A 19,888-nucleotide genomic window follows, 5' to 3' on the forward strand; every position below is an offset into this window, starting at 1 on the left:
GTGCAGGATATGATGTATAGCCCTTTTTTAAAAGCTTCTTTCCCATGATGTTCATATTGACTAATCCAATTACTGTATGACAATTAAATAGAAGAGAGCTGCTAAAAGAAACCGGTATAGAGCAAACCACTCCAATCGAAGTCGCTTAATCAGTTTGATGAACGTCACTACTGCAATCATTGCCACAAGAAAGGATGTCGCAAAGCCAATTAACATTAGAAGTAAATCGTCAGAACTCAGCAAATCACGACTATCGTACAAATCCAACAAGCTTGCACCAAACATAACTGGCACGGAAATAAGGAATGTAAAATCTGCGGCGGCTTTTTGGCTAGTGCCAAGCAACAGGCCACCTGAAATTGTCGAACCTGATCTCGAAAATCCCGGCCATAACGCCAAGCATTGGAACAGACCAATTCCGAAAGCCTGTTTATAATTAATCCCATCGATAGTATCAGCGGTTTCAGTCCGCCTATTCCGCGCTGCAATGATCATCAACACCCCACCAACAACTAGACCGATCAAAACAGGGGTTGGGCCAAATAATTGGCTTTTTATTGTGTCCTTGAAGAGAAGATATAGGATTAATGCTGGTAACATAGCCAAAATCATATGAATGACATTTAATCCTTTGCTTTTGGAAAAATCCATTCTAATCATATTAACCCCAATTTCCAAATACCTTTTCCAATAAAGAATTAGAACTGCCATCACTGCACCCAACTGAATAACAATTTTAAAAGTTATTGCAGCATCTCCCTCAAAGCTAAGCAAATCGCCTGCTAAAATAAGGTGTCCAGTAGATGATACTGGTAAAAATTCAGTTAAGCCCTCTATTATGCCAAGTATTATTGCTTTAATTACGTCAGTCATCAGTGGATTGTCCCCTTTCGGAAATAAAATCATTTAATTTCCAGTATAAGGGAGAAACGTAAACTTCCCCATCGATTAACCTAACAATATTCAATTCAGAATGACATAATTGTCACATTGCTCATTATTTCAGTCTTAAGGGGGCTTTGGTTTGCAAAACACAAAATATTAAGTATAATGTTACTGTCGAAACGCTAAGGCGTCTGTACAGGATGGCTACCTGGCACTGATGATGGCAGGCCAAGCGCTTTATAAAGTTTTCTTTATGTGTATTTATACTTTAGGAGCGTGGTTATCTATGAAAATTAATATTACCGCACATTTTAACATTGATATTACTTTATCTCTTCATCTGTTAGCCGTAGCCAGTCTTGCTTATGAACTCAGTTCACTGACGAGCTCGTGAAATTCGAGCGAAAAGTATCTGTACTAAGACACCTTGTGGTGTCTTTTTTATTTTTATAGTAATTACCATCTAACCAATCTGCCCCCGCAAGAGAAAAGCAGCTTATGCTGCTCCTCCTCCACCATCCTTCATTCTGACTGCTGTCAGCTTGCGACACACCTTCCATCTGCTCGACAGTGACCACTAGTCATACCGTTTTCATTAGCGATTTCGCCATGTCTTATCTTTTAGAAGAATGTTAGAAGCCAGGGGATTTAATGAAAAATGACGCGGTCCCGAACCCTCGGAAATCCGCGCCACATATGGTTTTTTGGGATGCTGGTGAAGGGAATTGAACCCCCGGCCTACGCATTACGAGTGCGTTGCTCTACCCCTGAGCTACACCAGCTTAAAGCTGATTTTTCTGTCAAACAAAAAATATTATACAACTTTCAGCCAGAAACGCAAGCCTATTTCTCCCTGTTTTCCGCCCTCCTAAACTGCTAATCCACCTGTAGCTTACGCTCCACAGACTCTAACTTTCCACGGCTAGTGGAGGGTTTATCGCGGCGGTCGTCTATTTTAAGTGAGGTAGAGACACGTTCTGCACCTGCGGCAAAAGGAGACTCATGCAAAGCTTCTACCGCCGCAAAAATGCGTTGCAGAGGCCCTTCGATGATCGTCCCCATGGACGTAAGTTCATATGTAATCCCTTCTACTGTCTTCAGCACCCGCTGCATATCCGCAACATAGCTGCTAAGACTGGTACTGCCTGTTCCAATTGGAATAACTGTAACTTCAGCAATAGGCATGAGAATACCTCCTCGAAATTTTATCGAATCTATCTTCTTCCATTGTAACAATTCCACCGCTCTGTCACAAACTAAGCAAGATTATCCTCCCTTATCTCTTCTATTTCTTCTGATTACTCCAAAATATGACTTTGGGCTAAGAGTATTTTCTCATGCGCAAATTCTAGGGTCATCTGCACTATATTTATGGACTCTTTGTGGCATCTTTTCGGACAATTTATGAATCATTTCGCATCTCCCTGTGGATCAATTGTGGATTACTTATGGACAGCCTGTGGATCATTTGTGGAGTACTTTTAAAGAACCCGCTCCCCGCGCGGGTTTTCTAAAAAACTGTTTACAAACACAACATCTTGGGTTATTTTTATCTAACGACAACAAAATATAGTGGAGACAGGCGCTTTGATCCTTAACCGGATTTAGAGCTTAATAGGGAAGCGCGGTGAGAATCCGCTGCGGTCCCGCCACTGTAACCGGATGGCCTTCTTAAGCTTCTGGGAAGCTTGAGAATCCACATCTCCCGGCAGATGCCACTGAGGGTTAGGAACACCCTTGGGAAGGCGCCGAGAGATCCCACGGAAGCCAGGAGACCTACCTGTTTCGACGACACCAACTATTGATGCCTGCGAGGAACAGGGATGGTGTCCGCATGCGGTCATCTACGTAGAGACCTCTGCAAATATCCGTGTGGATATTTACATAACGCATCGGGCATTTTCTGCCATCCTCGGGTAGGGGATGCTTTTTTTATGTAATCAGAACAAATATACGACTGCTTATGGCAGTCCAACTTCCTATGGATATATGGATTTGATGATAGATGTTTTTCTTTTATACTGAGAGGAGAGCTGTACAATGACGTTGTTGGAGAGACAATTTAATGGAGTAGAAAATGCACGGGAAGTTCTTTTAGAAGAGCTCATTGATTTAGGCCGGGATATTATCGACAGTCGGGATATGGACCTATTGCGCGAGAATGCCAATTTGAATGGAGAGAGTTTCTCCGGTAAAATGAGCAAGTTCGGCAGTGAATATTCAAAATGGTACGCCCGCAATTTTACGATGCCGCCGCAGCTAGTGCAGGCTATTGATGACAATGTCGTCTATGTGCATGATCTGGATCAATACGCGATTGGAACGACGAACTGTATTTTTATCCCGTTTGATAAACTTCTCCGTGAAGGTTTCAATACCGGCAACGGCAGCGTTCGTCCTCCGAACTCAATAATGACTGCTATGTCTCTGGTAGCGATTATTTTCCAATCCCAGCAAAATGCTCAATATGGTGGTGTATCCGCCAATAAACTCGACTATGATCTGGCACCTTATGTAACCAAATCCTTCGCCAAGCTGTTCCGCAAGGGTCTGGATTATTTTGAAGAAGGACAAGCTGATGAATCTTTGGGCGAGATTACGATGAGCCGGACCGATCTGGCGGAGTTATATCCAAGAGCGTTCCGTTTTGCACTAAAGGAAACCGAAATCGAAACCCTGCAAGCGGCTGAAAGTATGGTACATAATCTGAATACCATGTCCAGCCGATCCGGTGGACAAATACCGTTTACCAGCATCAACTACGGTACTTGTACTTCACCAGAAGGTCAGCTTGTGATCAGTTCTCTGCTAACAGCAACTATGAACGGACTTGGCAGCGGAGAAACACCAGTGTTCCCGATTCAAATCTTCAAATGCAAGCAAGGAATCAATCAACAACAAGGCGATCCTAACTATGAACTGTTCCTAAAAGCGGCTGAATGTTCTGCGCGCAGACTATATCCAAACTTCGCTAATCTGGACGCTCCGCTCAACTTGCAGTATTATGATCCAAGTGATCCTGATACGGAGTTCGCTACAATGGGCTGCCGAACCCGAGTGCTCGGTGACCGTTTTGGTCGTAATCATTGCTCTGGAAAGGGCAACCTTTCCTTTAATACACTGAATCTGGTTCGGCTAGGTCTGGCACACGGCACAGTAACAGGCAGACGTACCATCGCAGACGAAGCTGGCTTCTATGAAGATCTAAATCATTATATGGATATTGCGCTGGAAGGACTTCTTCATCGGTTCCACATTCAAACCGCACAAAAAGCTAAAGCTTCCGATTTCATGATGCGAGAAGGCGTCTGGGAAGGCGGCGAGCATCTTGCACCTGATGACACTGTAGGCGATCTGCTAAAGCATGGCAGTCTGTCTCTTGGCTTCATCGGTATGGCGGAATGTATGAAAGCTATGTACGGCAAACACCATGGCGAGGATATGGAAGTTCATGCCAAGGCGCTGGCTATTGTGCGTCATATGCGGGACTATTGCGATCGGAAAAGTGAGGAACTGGATCTCAACATCACTCTGTTCGCAACTCCAGCAGAAGGTTTGTCCGGTAAATTCACAAAAGTTGATCGCAAGGTACTGGGTTCCATTCCGGGCGTAACCGACCGTGAATATTATACGAACTCTTTTCACATCCCTGTATACTTCGATCTGGGTGCTGCTCAGAAGATCAGCTTGGAAGCTCCTTTCCATGAATATTGCAATGCCGGGGCTATTTCTTATGTCGAATTAAACGGCAATGCCCGCAACAACCCATCGGCTTTTATCAAAATCATTAAATATGCGCTCGAACAACAGGTCAGCTATTTCAGCATTAACCATCCGATTGACCGCTGCTCCAGCTGTGGATACGAAGGCGTAATTGGGACAAACTGTCCTTCCTGCAACGCACATGAGAATGACGTGCACATCCGCCGTTTGCGCAGAGTTACAGGTTATTTAACCGGCGACTATCAGACCCGCTTTAATGCCGCCAAACAAGCTGAAGTACGGGATCGCGTTAAGCATCTATGAATATTTGCGGTTACTATCCGGAGTCGATTAACGAGGGAGAGGGCATGCGGGCCGTCCTCTTTCTCAGCGGCTGCCGCCATCGTTGCCCGGGATGTTTTAATCCCGAGACATGGAACTTTAAATATGGAGAAGTCTTCACCTTAGAACGACAACATGAAATTATTGCAGAAATCGCCGCTAACCCTTTGCTGGATGGTCTGACACTGGCAGGCGGCGATCCTTTTTTCTCAGCAGAAGAGTTGCTGGGGTTCATTCATGAGCTTCGCGCTGTACTGCCAGGCTTCTCAATCTGGATTTACAGTGGTTATACGTACGAAGAACTTACAGCCCTTCCCGGTACGCCGGAATGGGATCTACTTAAGCAGTGTCAGGTGTTAATAGATGGAAGATTTGTAGAAGAACTGAAAGATACTACGCTTCTCTACCGGGGAAGCTCCAACCAACGCATTATCGACATTCCGGCCAGCATGAACGGCTCGGAGGTCTTTCTGTGGCAGCCTGCTGCGCTATAATATATCAATTTTTGATATTGAAAATTAATTTGAAATAAGAAGGGATGAACTAACCATGCCGCAATTCGTAGTAAAACCGGATAATCGCCAACTGGCTTTTGATGAGAACCGTCTTTCCGTCTACGCTGACCGTATTCTGGAAGGTCTCGATCAACTAAATAAAGAAACTTTGCTGCGTGGAGTGAATTCCAAACTGCGTCGTGACTCGGTAAGCGGAGAAGAAATCAGCAACGCCTTCACCATGAGCGCTCTAGAGCTTGTAACAAAAGAAGAGCCTACCTGGAAGTTCGCAGCTGCCCGCGCCCTTCTGACAACCCTTTATAAAAAAGCTGCCGTTCATCGCCGCTACAAAGCTTATCCAGAAGAGCCTTACGGTGAATTGTATCCACTAATTACGGATCTCGTGAAAAAAGGAATCTATCGCGAAGAACTTCTAAGTCATTACACCAAAGAACAAATTATCGAACTAGGTGGGTGTATCGATTATACACGCGACCTTTTGTTTGACTATATCGGTCTGCTTACGCTATCCGACCGTTATTTGGCGCATGATTTTGACGGCCGTGTGATGGAGCTTCCACAAGAACGTTATATGATTATTGCCATGTACCTGATGCACCGTGAGCCAGCTGAGAAACGTCTTGAGCTTGTAAAAGAAGCTTATTGGGCTATGAGCAACATCTACATGACTGCTGCTACACCTACAATGTCTAATGCCGGCAAAAAGGTCGCTGGACAGCTATCCAGCTGCTTTATTGATACTGTAGACGATTCCCTAGAGGGTATCTTTGACTCCAATACAGACGTAGCACGTCTAAGCAAAATGGGTGGCGGCATCGGCGTTTACCTTGGAAAAGTACGGGCACGTGGTTCGGATATCCGTGGCCACAAGAACACAAGCTCCGGCGTAATCCCTTGGATTCGCCAGTTGAACAATACAGCAGTCAGCGTAGACCAGCTGGGCACACGTAAGGGTGCTGTAGCTGTTTATCTTGATGTATTCCATAAAGATATTCTCGCTTTCCTTGATCTTAAGCTGAACAACGGTGACGAGCGTATGCGTGCACATGACGTGTTCCACGGGGTCTCCCTGCCTGACCTGTTCATGGAAGCTGTAGAATCGCGCAGCCACTGGAACCTCTTCTGCCCTCATGAAGTGAAAAAGGTCATGGGCTGGACTGATAAAAATGGCCGTCCACTAGGATTGGAAGATTTCTACGATGAAGAGCTTGGCAAAGGTACTTTCCGTGAAAAATATGCTGAAGCTACAGCGAACCTGGAATTATCCCGGATCACTGTTCCTGCGATCGACATCATGAAACGGATTATGAAATCACAGCTAGAGACGGGTACACCGTACATGTTCTACCGTGATACCGTGAACCGGACCAACCCAAACCGTCATCAAGGTATGGTTTTCTCCTCCAACCTGTGCACAGAAATTATGCAGAATCAGTCTGCAACAGTAATTGAACAAGAAGAATTAGTAACTAAAGATGGCCAGACCCGGATCGTTATTTCCAAAATCCCTGGCGACTTCGTAGTCTGCAACCTGAATTCAATTCACTTGGCACGGGCGATTCCAGCTGGCGTATTAGAAAGACTTGTTCCGATCCAAGTCCGTATGCTTGATAACGTAATCGACATTAATAATATTGAAGTTCTGCAGGCACAATACACGAACAGCCAGTACCGCGCAGTAGGTCTTGGCACATTCGGCCTGCATCATCTATTGGCACTCAAGGGCATTCGTTGGGAATCCGATGAAGCCGTAGAATATAACAATCATTTATATGAACATATCAACTACCTGTTGGTTCGTTCGAGCATGGAGCTCGCCCGTGAAAAAGGCCGTTATCCGAAATTTGTTGGCTCCGATTGGGAGACTGGCGCATACTTCACTTCCCGCGGGTATGTTAGCGGTGAGCAAGAAGGTAAATATGTAACGACTGAGCAATGGCGCGAGCTGCAAGAAGAAGTAGCTAAGGACGGCGTGCGTAACGCTTGGATGTTCGCCATTGCGCCAAATGGATCTACATCGATTATTGCCGGCTCCACCGCCAGCATTGATCCGCTGTATGAACTGCTATCCTATGAAGAGAAAACAACTTATAAGATCGCTAACCCAGCACCGGATCTGTCCGATAAAACGATCTGGTACTATAAGACAGCATTTACAATTGACCAAAACTGGTCGATCCGCATGGCTTCTGCTCGCCAGCGTCACGTCGATCAAGGCCAAAGCTTTAACCTGTATGTCCGTCCTGACATCAAGGCTACCGAGTTCCTGGAACTGCATCTGAATGCCTGGAAGGGCGGCTTGAAATCAACTTATTATGTGCGTAGCCGTGCTTTGACTATAGAAGAGTGTGAATCTTGCGCTAGCTAATTATCTTAGTGCCCTGAATAGAAAAACGATGATGAATTTCGTAACTGCGAGGAATGTTTGTGCTTCCGGCCGCTGTTGTCATCAGATGTCTTGATCTTTACCGCTATTAGCGGATGACATCCGATGACAGCATATGCTTTCGATGCGAGCTTTCCTACGGAAAGCTTTCGGGCGGTCGCTGACGCTCCTACAGCTCCAAACTTCCTCTCCGTTACTCCATCACCGTCTTTCTATGAACTAGACACCAAAGAAAGATTACCCGCGCAAAAAATGGAGGGATAAGAAATGCAATTACAAAAGATTTTTAATACTGAAGCACCTAATCAATCCACACGCATTATCGACGGTGAATGCTCAGGTATTCTGAACTGGAACGATATTCGCATGCCTCATATGTACAAGCTGTATAAGGTGCTGCTGCTTAATCACTGGATCGCGGATGAAATTCCAATGTCCAAGGATGCGCAACAATTCCCGATGCTGGATGCCGAGGAACAACGCGTATTTAAGATTAATATCTCCCTACTCGCTGTGCTGGATTCGATGCAGACGATGTTCGTGAGCGACGTGAAGCGTTATTTCACCGATTCCTCTTTGGAAGCTATCTCCGCTATTATCGGGCAGCAAGAAGTGGTGCATAACCAATCCTATTCCTATGTTCTATCCTCTATCGTGTCGGAGAGTGAGCAGAAGGAAATTTTTGAATATTGGAAAAAAGACCCTGTCCTGCTGGAACGCAATCAGTTTATCTCTGATATTTATCAAGAGTTCCGTGATAACCCTACGAGACAGACCTTTTTCCATGCGCTGGTAGCAGATCTCATCTTGGAAGGGATTTTCTTCTACAGCACTTTCGCCTTCTTCTACAATCTGGCCCGTGACCAGAAGATGATGGCGACTAGCCAAATGATCTCTTATATTCAACGTGACGAGAATCAGCACTGCTACTTCTTCGCAGAAGTATTTAAGCAGCTGCTCGTAGACTTCCCTGAGCTGAACACCAAAGAAAACATGGATTACGTATACCGTACCATCGACCGCGCGGTAGAGCTCGAAACCAACTGGGCTTACTACACACTTACTAACGTGCGTGGCATTGATCTTAACGAGCTTAGCGACTACATCAAATATACAGCGAACAAACGTCTGACTTTGATGGGTATGGAAAAAGCTTACCAAGGTGTTGACGTTAACTGTATGCCTTGGATCAAACCATTCTCCGATGATGCGCTTAATGCTACCAAAACCGACTTCTTCGAAGCCAAATCCCGCAACTACGGTAAGGTTGGCGACGATAACGGATTCGACGATTTGTAAGACCGGATATATAACGAGCCCTATATATAAAAAGAGGCCATTCTCTACTTTCACAGTGAGATGGCCTTTTTGCTATAGCTTATATAATGCAAAAAGCGCCCCTCTCCCCTGGTATCAGGGATGAAAGAGACGCTTATACATTTGTTATTAGCACTAAGCACAGAAGGCTTGCTACTTAGTCTTATGCCTTGCGTTCCACACGATGTGTAGTTTCTTCAGCAAGCTCATCTAATGCATCGTTCAGGCGCAGCTTCAGCTCCTCAGCAAGCTCTACCACTCCGTGATCATTACGAACCACTTGAGAATCCACGGCATAAACGCCGCCAAGAATGTAACGTGCGCCCAGTACGGACAACACAGGTTTCAATGCGTAATCAATTGTGAGCAGATGTGCAAGACTGCCGCCCATGAACAGCGGGAGTACAACTTTTCCGGCCAATCCCTTTTGTGGAACCAGATCTAAAAAGGTCTTCAGCACACCTGTATAAGAAGCTTTATAAACCGGGCTAACCACGATTACCGCATCAGCTTCCGCTACAAGGCCATTGGCTTTGACGATAGACTCACTTTCAAACTTAGTGTGAATCAAATCCTCCGCGGGTAGTTCTGCTACGTTAATACGCTCAACCTCGAAGCCCTGATTGGTTAAGCTGGCCTCCGCATATTCTATAGCTGCATTGATACGCGATACCAGGGAAGGCGTTCCGTTAATCACAACAATTTTAGCCACTTTTCCACCTCTTCCATCCCACTTAAGCAGCTCACACTGCTTTATTTATTATCCCGACAAAATTACTTTAAATTAATACTAATCCTAACGTAGAATTGATATTTTTGTCAAACCATAACCACTTGCGCTCCTCCCGCTCTTAAGTTATACTAAGCAACAATATTAAATCCAACAATCAGGCCAATGATCGGCATCCAACCGTGAGGCGTCTGCGACCGGAGTCTACAACAACTCCCTAAGTTCACCGGGTTTCGCCCGTTACCGCGAAGACCAAAGAGGGTCGGATTGTTCCTGCAGTTAAGGAGATTCGATCAACCTGGGTGGCACCGCGAGCTGACGCTCCTCGTCCCATGGATGAGGGCGTTTTTTGCGTTTTTTTAACCAAAAAGGAGCGAAACGGTATGCTGGATATGAACTGGATCAAAGACAATCAGGAACTTGTAAGAAACATTACGGCTTGGAAAAGAGTCGACTTCCCACTGGATGAACTGCTGGAATGGGATGAGAAACGGCGCGAATTGCGCCAAGATACGGAACAGTTGAGAGCCCAGCGTAACGGCCTGACCAAAGAGGTTGAACGACTTTTACGACAGGGTGACAGCGTGGCAGGAGAAGCAGTTAAAGAACAAGTAAGAGAACTGAACAACCGCCTGAATCTCTATGAGGCAGATCTAACTGAAGCAGACCGGCGCTGTGGAGAACTCATGCTGCTCGCACCAAACCCTGTATCGCAGGATACACCGATCGGTCATGATGATAAAGATAATGTAGAACTACGACGAACCGGAACGTTGCCGGAATTCGGCTTTAAACCGCGTGATCATGTGGAGCTAGGCGAGCTCCACAATATCATCGATATCCCCCGTGGCGTCAAAGCAGGCGGTCCACGCAGCTATGTGCTGAAGGGTGCAGGCTTGTTGTTACATCTGGCTGTACAGCGGCTGGCCATTGATGTACTGACTGCCCGCGGCTTCACGGTGATGGATGTTCCCGTGATCGTCCGTCCGGAAGCGCTGGAACGTACGGGCTTCTTCCCCGGCGGGATGGATCAGACCTATGAGCTAAACGGAGACAATCGCTGGCTGGTAGGCACATCGGAGGTGTCGCTTGTTTCGCTGTATAGCGATGAGATTGTCGAACTGGATTCGCCAATGCGACTCGCCGGAATGTCGGCCTGCTTCCGCCGTGAGGTAGGATCGGCGGGACGGGACGTGCGTGGCCTGTACCGTGTTCATCAATTCTCAAAAATTGAACAAGTTATCGTATGTCGGAATGATGAGGGCGTGTCGGAGGGCATGCTGCAGGAAATTCTTGCGAATGCAGAGCATATTCTACAGCTCTTGGAACTCCCCTATCGGATCATGGCTGTCTGCACAGGAGATATGTCCCTGAAGACACATAAGCAGTATGACATCGAGACTTGGATGCCAAGCAGAGATGCCTACGGAGAGACACACTCGGCTTCCAACCTGCTCGATTTCCAGGCTCGTCGCTCGGGCATTCGTTACCGGGATACAGACGGTAAGCTGCAATACTGCCACACCTTAAATAACACCGCAGTGGCTACACCAAGGATCCTAATTCCGCTGCTGGAGAATCATCAACTGGAGGATGGATCCATTTACATTCCGCAGGCACTGCGTAAATATATGGATGGAATTGAACGGCTTGAGCTTCCGCACCAGTAATACTGTGTTGTCCAAATAGATTTTAAATTAATAATGCCCTTCCACTTCTCGATAAGAAGCTGGAGGGGCATTATTTTTGTTCCGATACATTCAATATAATTTTAATCTCTATTGTTTTCCCTATGTAAAAATTAACAAAACTCTAGAATAAATTTGTCGTAATCCATACTGAATTCAACAATATACATAACATGCAATTAACATGTTGGTGATCTATTAACCATAAAAATACTAGATTTATTATTAATATTGTATTTATGCACTGTTTTTATACTAAAATCACAACATTTCAATTTTTAGATTTAATTGATGCAAACTTTAATTTATATTCATGTAAGACAACCTTTCATTTTACATTTGAATGCTAAGATTTAATAGGTTGTAAATAAAAGATTCGAGGGGAGAATGACTTATCCAAATGATTATTTCTTCAAGAGTAAGAAAATGGTTCGCTACTGGACTGGCAATGTTAATGGTTGCCGGCAGTGTGTTACCAGCTGTCCAGACTGCCGAGGCAGCACCGGATAATAGCAACATTGTTATCTCGCAGGTCTATGGTGGTGGTGGAAACGGCGGAGCGGAGTTTAAAAATGATTTTATTGAATTATACAATCCTACGAATCATCCAGTAGATTTGACTGGATGGAAAGTTCGGTATACCTCAGCGGCCGGAACCTTTAGTAGTGGAACAGACTTAAATGGAACTATCCCGGCAAATGGATACTTCCTTATTGAGGAGGCCGCTGGAGCTGGAGGAACTACCGACTTGCCTACTCCTGATGTTAGCAAGGGAATCCTTGCTATGAGTGGAACAAACGGCAAAGTCGACCTCGTTGATAAATCAGGTGCAACGATTGATTTAGTTGGCTACGGAACAGCCACAAATGTCGAGGGAAGTGCGACCGCTGCTCTCTCCAATACGACAGCCGCTATCCGTAAAGCTGCGGCTAATGCACCGGCAGACAGCCGCGGTCTAGATATGGATAACAACTCTACGGATTTTGTTGTCCAAGCACCAAGTCCACGAAACAGCAGCTACGGTACATTACCTGAATTACCGGAGACTGCTAGTTCCGTATTAGCTTCACCAGCCTCTAATGCCTGGCCGGTAGGCACAGAAATATCTTTAAATTCTCCAACGGTTGGAGCATCCGTCTACGCAGCTGTTTATGGATCAGGTGGTTCAACTAATTTTCAACCTTACACAGGGCCTATTACCTTAACTGAGGACACTACGATTAAAGCGTATGCTTCAGAACCAAATATGCCAGACAGCCCTGTATCGACTTTTGATTACACGATTCTGGCCAAAACAGATGTTGCAACAGCACGCCTTGCTAGTAAAGGTCAGAATATTTTAACAGAAGGTATCGTAACTCACATTAATGCAGCAAAAATGTATATTCAGGATGAATCTGGCGGGATCGTACTTTATGGATTTCCAGAGTTCGCAAACGTTGGAGATCGTGTTGAAGTAAGCGGCACAATGGATATCTACAGCAATCTGCAAGAAATCAAATTCCAAAGTGGACTTCAATACAATGTAGCTGCACAAAATGTTGGGGTGCCTGCACCAAAATTGATCACCGCAACCGACTTGTCTGCCGCGAACGGCGAAAGCCACGAAGCTCAGCTGGTAACTATGAATAATGTGACCATAGACAATGTAAATGGCAGCACGGTGACTGCTAGCCAAGGTGGACAACAATTCACAATTTTTTCAACCCTGCCTAAACTAGTTAAGGGTAAAACCTTTGACAATATCACTGGGGTTATCGAGCAATATAATACGATTTATCAATTCATTCCACTTAACGAAAATACTTTGGTGGAAGAAACTTTTTCCGTTATGGCCAGCCCTGGCGCAGGTCGCATCATCAAAGGAAGTTCTGTGACCCTTTCCAGCCCTACTCTTGGAGCACAGATTTACTACACGACCAACGGAACTGAACCAACAACAGCAAGTAAACTTTATTCAGATCCGATTACAGTTAATCAAGATCTTACCGTCAATGCAATTGTCGTAGCAGATGGCAAGACAAGTAAGGTTTATACCTTTGCTTATAAAGCGTCTGAACTCCCTCGTATACATGATATTCAAGGAGAATCTCATGCTTCTGAGTATACAGGTCAGAACGTTTCTGATGTAGAAGGCATCGTTACCCAATACGGGTACACCTTTGCAACTGGCGCTTATAGAGGTTTCTTTATGCAAGATCCTCAGCCAGACGATAATGTAAACACTTCGGAAGGTATTTTTGTATACAGCACTAATTCATCCCTTAAACCTCAAATTGGAGATTTAGTCCAAGTTAGTGGAGCTATTTCCGAATACAACGAAGGTAACGCAAGTAATTTAACCTCTACTCAAATTACTATGACTTCAATAAAAGTGGACTCCTCTTCAAGTTATACTGTGCCGGTGCCTGTTGTACTTGGTAAAGGCGGGAGAGCAATTCCGTCTACCATAATTGACAATGACGGCATGGCTAATTTTGAGCCTAATGAAGATGCAATTGATTTCTACGAATCGTTAGAAGGTATGCTAGTCAAGCTCCCTACCCCTACGATTATCAGTCCTTATTGGACAAGTGGTAGCGGAAATTCTATGCTCTATAACATCCCTACAAGAGTAGAAAATGATACACCTGATGTCATCACACCAGCTGGTGGATTAGTTCTCAAAGAATACAACCAATACAATCCTCAGCGCCTCATCATCGCTTACGGAAATCCGGGGCAAGAAGTCATCACCGGAGATAAGTTCGCTGGAGATGTTACTGGTGTCATCGGATACAACAACGGTAACTTCAAAGTGATTCCGGAAAACGGTAAGCTTCCAGCCATCACTCCAAGTACCTTTAAGCAAGAAACAACTACTCTTGAAGTCAATGATAGTAAGTTGTTGATTGCATCGTATAACATTGAAAACTTCTACCCCGGTGTCGGAGCAACAAAAATCCAGAAACTAGCCGACTCCATCACAAACAATATGAAAAAACCTGACATTATCGGCGTTGTCGAAATGCAGGACAGCAATGGTGAAACCAATAATGGAATCACTGAAGCAAGTGCAGCCGAACTGATTAAAGCCATTGAAACCGCTGGCGGTCCTGTATATAAATACACAGACATCGCTCCGGAGAACAATATGGATGGCGGTGCCCCAGGCGGAAACATTCGCGTAGGATTCCTGTACAATCCAGCAAGAGTACAGCTTGCAGACAGTGTGAGCGGACAAAAAGGTACAGCTACACAACCCGTTGGATATAATGCAGCGGCAGATCAATTGACCTACAATCCGGGCCGAATTGATCCAACAAACTCTGCCTTTGCAAGTTCACGTAAACCCCTTGCTGCACAGTTCGTATTCGGTGGCGAAACAGTAATTGTGATCGCTAACCATTTCAATTCAAAAGGCGGCGATACCGGTCCTTTCGGAAACGTTCAGCCCCCTGTATTGTCCAGTGAAACACAGCGCCATAAAATCGCGGCGGTCGTAAACGGATTTGTCAAAGAGGTTCTGACTGCAAATCCTAAAGCCAACATCGTAGCTCTTGGTGATTTGAATGACTTCCAATTCACTAAAACTGCAACCCTCTTAAAAGGTACAGAACTAGACAATTTGATCGATACATTGCCTTTAAATGAGCAGTATACGTACACCTATGACGGAAACTCTCAAGTGCTAGATCATATTCTTGTCAGTAAAAATCTAACGGCTTCTTCTAAAGTAGATGTCGTTCATCTAAATGCCGACTTCTCACCATCGAATGGCCGGGTATCCGATCATGATGCGGTTTTGGCACAGATTGATTTTAATACTGCTGAAGACTTCCCACTAACCATTCTGCACACCAATGATACACACGCAGGATTAGATACTGTCAGCTCGCCAAACAACATCTTGCGCCGTGTAACAGCAATCCAAGATGCCAAGGCGACTACAGAGAATCCTATTCTTGTAGACGCAGGTGATGTGTTCTCCGGAACACTTTACTTCAATAAGTATCTGGGTCAAGCAGATCTGGCCTTTATGAATCTGGTCAAATATGATGCTATGACTTTCGGTAATCATGAATTTGATAAAGACTCTGATGTATTATCCAAATTCATCGGCAACGCTAAGTTCCCATTCGTCTCCTCCAACGTGAACTTCTCAGCGGATGATATTCTTAGCAAAATGTTCACCAATGAAATCGGCCGGTCAGGTAATGCTGGAACCATCTACCCTGCGCTGATCAAAGAAGTAGACGGCCAACAGGTCGGCATCATGGGTCTGACGACAGAAGACACGGCGAACATTGCTTCACCAGGTAAAGTGACCTTTGAGAATGCCTTCGCTAAAGCGGAAGCAACGGTCGCTATGCTTGAAAAAGAGAATGTTAACAAGATCATTGTTCTCTCACACCTTGGCTACGAAGAAGATCTCAAGTTAGCCAAAGCTGTTAACGGCATTGATATTATCGTTGGGGGGCACAGCCACACGCAACTGAATCAAGCCGTTGTTGATAACAGCGATCCTAACGCACCGAAGCTTATTGTACAGACCGGTGAAAAAGGTCTTTTCCTTGGACAACTTGAAGTTAAATTTAACCAAGATGGCGTACTGACCGATTGGAAAGATCAATTAATCTCCATCGATGCTAAAAACGGCACTAACTACGTTATCGCCGAGGACCCAGAAGCCAAAAAGATCCTGGATACGGAGTATAAGCCGGGTATTCAAGAACTAACCAATGAGGTAGTAGGAAATTCAGAGGTTGTTCTAAACGGCGTTCGCGATAATGTGCGCACAAAGGAAACTAATCTTGGTAACCTGATTGCCGACGGCATGCTTTATGCAGCTCAAAAAGCGGGCACTAATGCCGTAATCGCCCTGCAAAACGGCGGCGGTATTCGCGAATCCATCAACGAAGGACCGATCACACAAGGCGAAGTACTCGGCGTACTTCCATTCAACAACGATCTGGTTACGATCACTTTGACTGGACAAGAAATTAAGGATGCCATGGAGAACGGGGTTTCCAAAACGCCGGCAGCAGACGGACGTTTCCCACACGTTGCAGGGTTGAAATTCTATTACGACTCTACGAAACCTGTGAACGAACGTGTACTGCGTATTGAAGTGAAAAACGGGGATAAATACGTCCCTCTGGATCTGAACGCATCCTACGAAGTAGCTACGAATGCTTTCACAGCTAAGGGTGGAGATTTCTATACTTCACTTGAAAAGGCCTATAAAGAAGGTCGCGTGAATCTGCTGTACCTACCGGACTTTGATGTATTTACGAAGTATCTGCAGAAGGTTGGAACGGTCACTGCGAACACTTCCGCCGTTGAGGGCCGGATTGTTGATCTAAAAGGTGCACCGCTGCCGGAGACAAATCCAACTCCGACACCAGACCCAACACCAGTACCAACACCAGATCCAACTTCAGTGCCTACATCAGTACCAACATCGGCTCCAACAGTACCTACCGCTACAGCTACACCATCACCAACTGTTGCTCCAACTGCAGCACCAATTGCTTCAGCACAAGTAACAACAATTGATGCTGCTGATCTAACCAAACAACTTGCTGAACTGCCAGCGGGTAGTCAAGAGCTGGTTATTCCGGTTAAAGCTACTACAGGCGGCGCTCAAGTAGTACTTCCAGGCAGTGTGCTTGTAAAACAAGCAGCAGCACAGCCTAACACAGTTCTTACCTTTACTACTGATGGCGCTTCTTATTCCTTGCCACTCCGTGTTGTAAACAGTGCAGCGCTTGCCGCTCAATTAGGCACCAGCGACTTTACAATTACGGTATCTATTCTACTAGCGAATTCGGGAACACTAAGCAGCACAAACCAAGCTATCGCATCACAGCTAGGTAATGCTACTTTAGCTGCTCCAGTAATCGAATTCAGCGTTTCAGCGCAAGCCGGAAGTAAGAGTGTGCCGCTGAACAATTTCGGCAGTACTTACGTGAAGCGCACGATCAATGTACCTGCCGTCTTAAATTCAAATAATGCAACGGCAGTGGTCTTTGATCCTGCTTCAGGTAAGATCTCTTTCGTACCTGCTATCTTTGTTCCTAAAGCAGATGGAACAACGGATGTTACGATTAAACGGAACAGCAACAGCTACTACACCGTTGTTAAGTCTTCCAAAACGTTCGCAGATATTAACGGACACTGGGCTAAATCATCCATTGATCTGTTAGCTTCCAAGCTGATCGTCAGCGGAACAAGCAACGATACGTTCTCTCCTTCACAGTCGATCACACGTGCTGAGTTCGCCGCATTAATTACGCGTTCTCTGGGACTTGCGACAGCTAATGGTGAGACCACATTTAAAGATGTAAACCCAAGTGCTTGGTATGCTGATGCTATACGCACCGCAGCAGAAGCCGGTTTGATTTCCGGTTATACCGATGGCAGCTTTAAGCCGGGTAGCCCAATCACTCGCCAGGAAATGGCCTCGGTATTAGCAAAAGCCATCAAGTACACAGGTAAAACCTTAAATGCCGATCCTGCAGCACTGGCTAAATTCAGTGACGCAGCAAGCATTCCTGCTTGGTCCCAAGCAGCAGTAGCAGAAATCGCTGCTGAGGGCATTATCCAAGGAGCAACGGACGGTTCCTTTGCTCCACAGAAGCTGGCAACTCGTGCCGAAGCGGTTACGATGCTGGAGAAGACATTGAAATCTCTCCAGTTTATCAACTAGCAAAAACTGATCTCCAGCTCTGAAGACAAAAAGGCGGTTCCCGAGTGCGTAACGCACCCGAGGAACCGCCTTTTTTAATAAACCAACCTGATCTGTAGGAAGTGTTATGATTCCATCCCAGCTTCACTCTCTTCGTAATGGCTCGTATCCCCGTGCAGCAGGATTTCCGGCACACCATCCGTAAAATCAACCCTGCATAAGCAGGTCGGATAAATGTAAGGCAGATCCCAGAGCTTAGGCAGCGCTCTGCCCTCAAAATAGGCCATTAACAGCTTGATCACTACTGTATGTGTGACGATAAGAATGGTCTCACCTTGATGGTCAACGAGAATTTCCTGAAGCTTGCCCAGCGCCCGTGCCTGCACCTCTGCGAAGGTCTCACTGCCCTCCACTTTAAACTGCTCAGGGTCTTGCCAGAAATTGCGATGCTGCTCCGAATACTCGCTCTCCAGCTCAGTAGAATCACGGCCTTCCCATACCCCCATGCCAATCTCTTTGAACGCCTCAGAGGTCTTAAGCGGAGTGCTCCGCTCTCCACGAATAATCTCAGCTGTGCGCAGCGCCCTTGGGCTGGGGCTTGCATAGATGACATCCAGCTGTTCAGTGCGCATTCCCCGGCTCAGCCATTCTGCCTGTTGCACACCAAGAGCCGTCAGTTCAGAATCCATATGTCCCTGCATCCGATGCTGCACGTTCCATTCCGTTTGACCATGCCGGGTTAAAAATATCGTTGTTGTACTCATGCCAGCTTCTCCTTCCGTTTCCCCTATCCAATGAGGTTCTACTTCCTGTTCTGTTCCATCCAGTTCACTGCATAATCTACGATTTCCCGTTGCGGAATCAATTGAGCGGTTGCCGAAGCAACCTGTCCATATGTAATAAGTCCCGTCTCTTGTCCAAACTGATCTGCCAGCTGAACGAAATCGTCAGAATCCCAATCCAGCTCCTTAAATTCAACCCACTGTCTAACTCCATCCACCATAATGGGCGCCCCGCCAAGGGTTTCCTTCTTGCCAGCATAAGATGCGCGGCATTCGGCAAGATGCAGGGAAGTATTATTAAGATTGCCTACACCCAGCAACAGTACATGTCCGCCCAGATCGTAAATACGAGCCAGCGGAGAATCTTCCCCCAGGCCCATTTCAAGCGAATGACCATACATAATTTCATCTCTATGCTTGCCCCAAGCGGCAAACGAATGTATCGGATGGTCACTACGTTTTACTCCTTTTTGTTTACGGAAGCAGTCCGGAATAACCCCCATTCCTCTAAGCTGGGTCAGATCTGGATCATAAGCCGGCATCTGCTCGCGGATACTCTGCCACCACGCCTCCGGCACCGGTGGGTTGCTCCAGCCTGCGGGATCAGTCAGGTCACTGGAATGTGTGGGCATTACTAGCGTGCCAGATTCTCCGAGGACCTCCTCCAATGCCAAAATAACAGCGACCGGGCCCCCGGCTACCCATTGGCCTAACGATTTAAAAGAAGAATGCAATAAAATCGTCATGCCCGCCTTAACGCCCAGTCGACGAAAATCCGCTGCTAATGTCTGAACCGTAATCAAATTGCCTTGTATTTCTTCCACCCTTCATTCCTCCAATGAATCTTCTCAAATCCATTATATAGGAGGGC

11 protein-coding genes, 1 tRNA gene and 1 riboswitch are annotated in these 19,888 nt (G+C 45.8%); of the genes, 6 read left to right on the top strand and 6 right to left on the bottom strand.

Annotation, left to right across the window (positions count from 1 at the left end; translation table 11 throughout):
• Positions 1-69: 69 nt before the first annotated feature.
• The 3 genes from MKY63_RS08045 to MKY63_RS08055 all read right to left on the bottom strand — a co-directional run bounded on the left by MKY63_RS08045 (position 70) and on the right by MKY63_RS08055 (position 2,070).
• The gene (locus MKY63_RS08045; protein ID WP_339812404.1) at positions 70-873 is read right to left on the bottom strand and encodes an undecaprenyl-diphosphate phosphatase; all 804 of its coding nucleotides are present in this window, start codon (positions 871-873) and stop codon (positions 70-72) included.
• Positions 874-1,595: 722 nt separating this feature from the next.
• Positions 1,596-1,667 (bottom strand) — tRNA-Thr (locus MKY63_RS08050).
• Positions 1,668-1,761: 94 nt separating this feature from the next.
• Positions 1,762-2,070 (bottom strand): MTH1187 family thiamine-binding protein, encoded by a 309-nt coding sequence (locus MKY63_RS08055; protein ID WP_036682575.1) that lies wholly within the window; start codon positions 2,068-2,070, stop codon positions 1,762-1,764.
• Positions 2,071-2,448: 378 nt separating this feature from the next.
• Positions 2,449-2,684, top strand: a riboswitch (cobalamin riboswitch).
• Between the two features lie 241 nt (positions 2,685-2,925).
• Between MKY63_RS08055 and MKY63_RS08060 the strand changes: the two genes are divergently transcribed.
• The 4 genes from MKY63_RS08060 (at position 2,926) to MKY63_RS08075 (ending at position 9,129) form a co-directional block, all read left to right on the top strand.
• Positions 2,926-4,911: an anaerobic ribonucleoside triphosphate reductase gene (locus MKY63_RS08060; RefSeq protein WP_036682578.1), complete on the top strand. Its 1,986-nt coding sequence runs from the start codon at positions 2,926-2,928 to the stop codon at positions 4,909-4,911.
• Positions 4,908-5,423 (top strand): anaerobic ribonucleoside-triphosphate reductase activating protein, encoded by a 516-nt coding sequence (nrdG, locus tag MKY63_RS08065; protein ID WP_036682580.1) that lies wholly within the window; start codon positions 4,908-4,910, stop codon positions 5,421-5,423. Before MKY63_RS08060 ends, nrdG begins: the two co-directional genes overlap by 4 nt.
• Positions 5,424-5,478: 55 nt before the next feature.
• Complete coding sequence (locus MKY63_RS08070) at positions 5,479-7,812, top strand: ribonucleoside-diphosphate reductase subunit alpha (protein ID WP_076101340.1); 2,334 nt, start codon at positions 5,479-5,481, stop codon at positions 7,810-7,812.
• Between the two features lie 285 nt (positions 7,813-8,097).
• Positions 8,098-9,129 carry a ribonucleotide-diphosphate reductase subunit beta gene (locus MKY63_RS08075; protein ID WP_036682584.1) on the top strand — a complete coding sequence of 344 codons (1,032 nt, stop codon included), beginning with the start codon at positions 8,098-8,100 and terminating at the stop codon, positions 9,127-9,129.
• 181 nt (positions 9,130-9,310) lie between these two features.
• Here MKY63_RS08075 and ssuE read toward each other — a convergent pair whose 3' ends face one another.
• Positions 9,311-9,859 carry an NADPH-dependent FMN reductase gene (gene ssuE / locus MKY63_RS08080; protein ID WP_036682586.1) on the bottom strand — a complete coding sequence of 183 codons (549 nt, stop codon included), beginning with the start codon at positions 9,857-9,859 and terminating at the stop codon, positions 9,311-9,313.
• Positions 9,860-10,260: 401 nt separating this feature from the next.
• Here ssuE and serS point away from each other — a divergent pair, with 401 nt between their 5' ends.
• The gene (gene serS, locus MKY63_RS08085) at positions 10,261-11,547 is read left to right on the top strand and encodes a serine--tRNA ligase (RefSeq protein ID WP_076101338.1); all 1,287 of its coding nucleotides are present in this window, start codon (positions 10,261-10,263) and stop codon (positions 11,545-11,547) included.
• 418 nt (positions 11,548-11,965) lie between these two features.
• Positions 11,966-18,256 carry a 5'-nucleotidase C-terminal domain-containing protein gene (locus MKY63_RS08090; protein ID WP_339812410.1) on the top strand — a complete coding sequence of 2,097 codons (6,291 nt, stop codon included), beginning with the start codon at positions 11,966-11,968 and terminating at the stop codon, positions 18,254-18,256.
• A 104-nt stretch (positions 18,257-18,360) separates the two neighbouring features.
• Here the strand turns inward: MKY63_RS08090 and MKY63_RS08095 are convergent, their stop codons facing one another.
• Positions 18,361-18,999: a histidine phosphatase family protein gene (locus tag MKY63_RS08095; RefSeq protein WP_036682592.1), complete on the bottom strand. Its 639-nt coding sequence runs from the start codon at positions 18,997-18,999 to the stop codon at positions 18,361-18,363.
• Positions 19,000-19,037: 38 nt separating this feature from the next.
• Positions 19,038-19,841 (bottom strand): AAC(3) family N-acetyltransferase, encoded by an 804-nt coding sequence (locus MKY63_RS08100; protein WP_036682594.1) that lies wholly within the window; start codon positions 19,839-19,841, stop codon positions 19,038-19,040.
• Positions 19,842-19,888: the final 47 nt, after the last annotated feature.

Origin of the sequence: Paenibacillus sp. FSL R7-0189 (assembly GCF_037969925.1) — a bacterium.
GTDB classification, from domain to species: domain Bacteria; phylum Bacillota; class Bacilli; order Paenibacillales; family Paenibacillaceae; genus Paenibacillus_AQ; species Paenibacillus_AQ odorifer.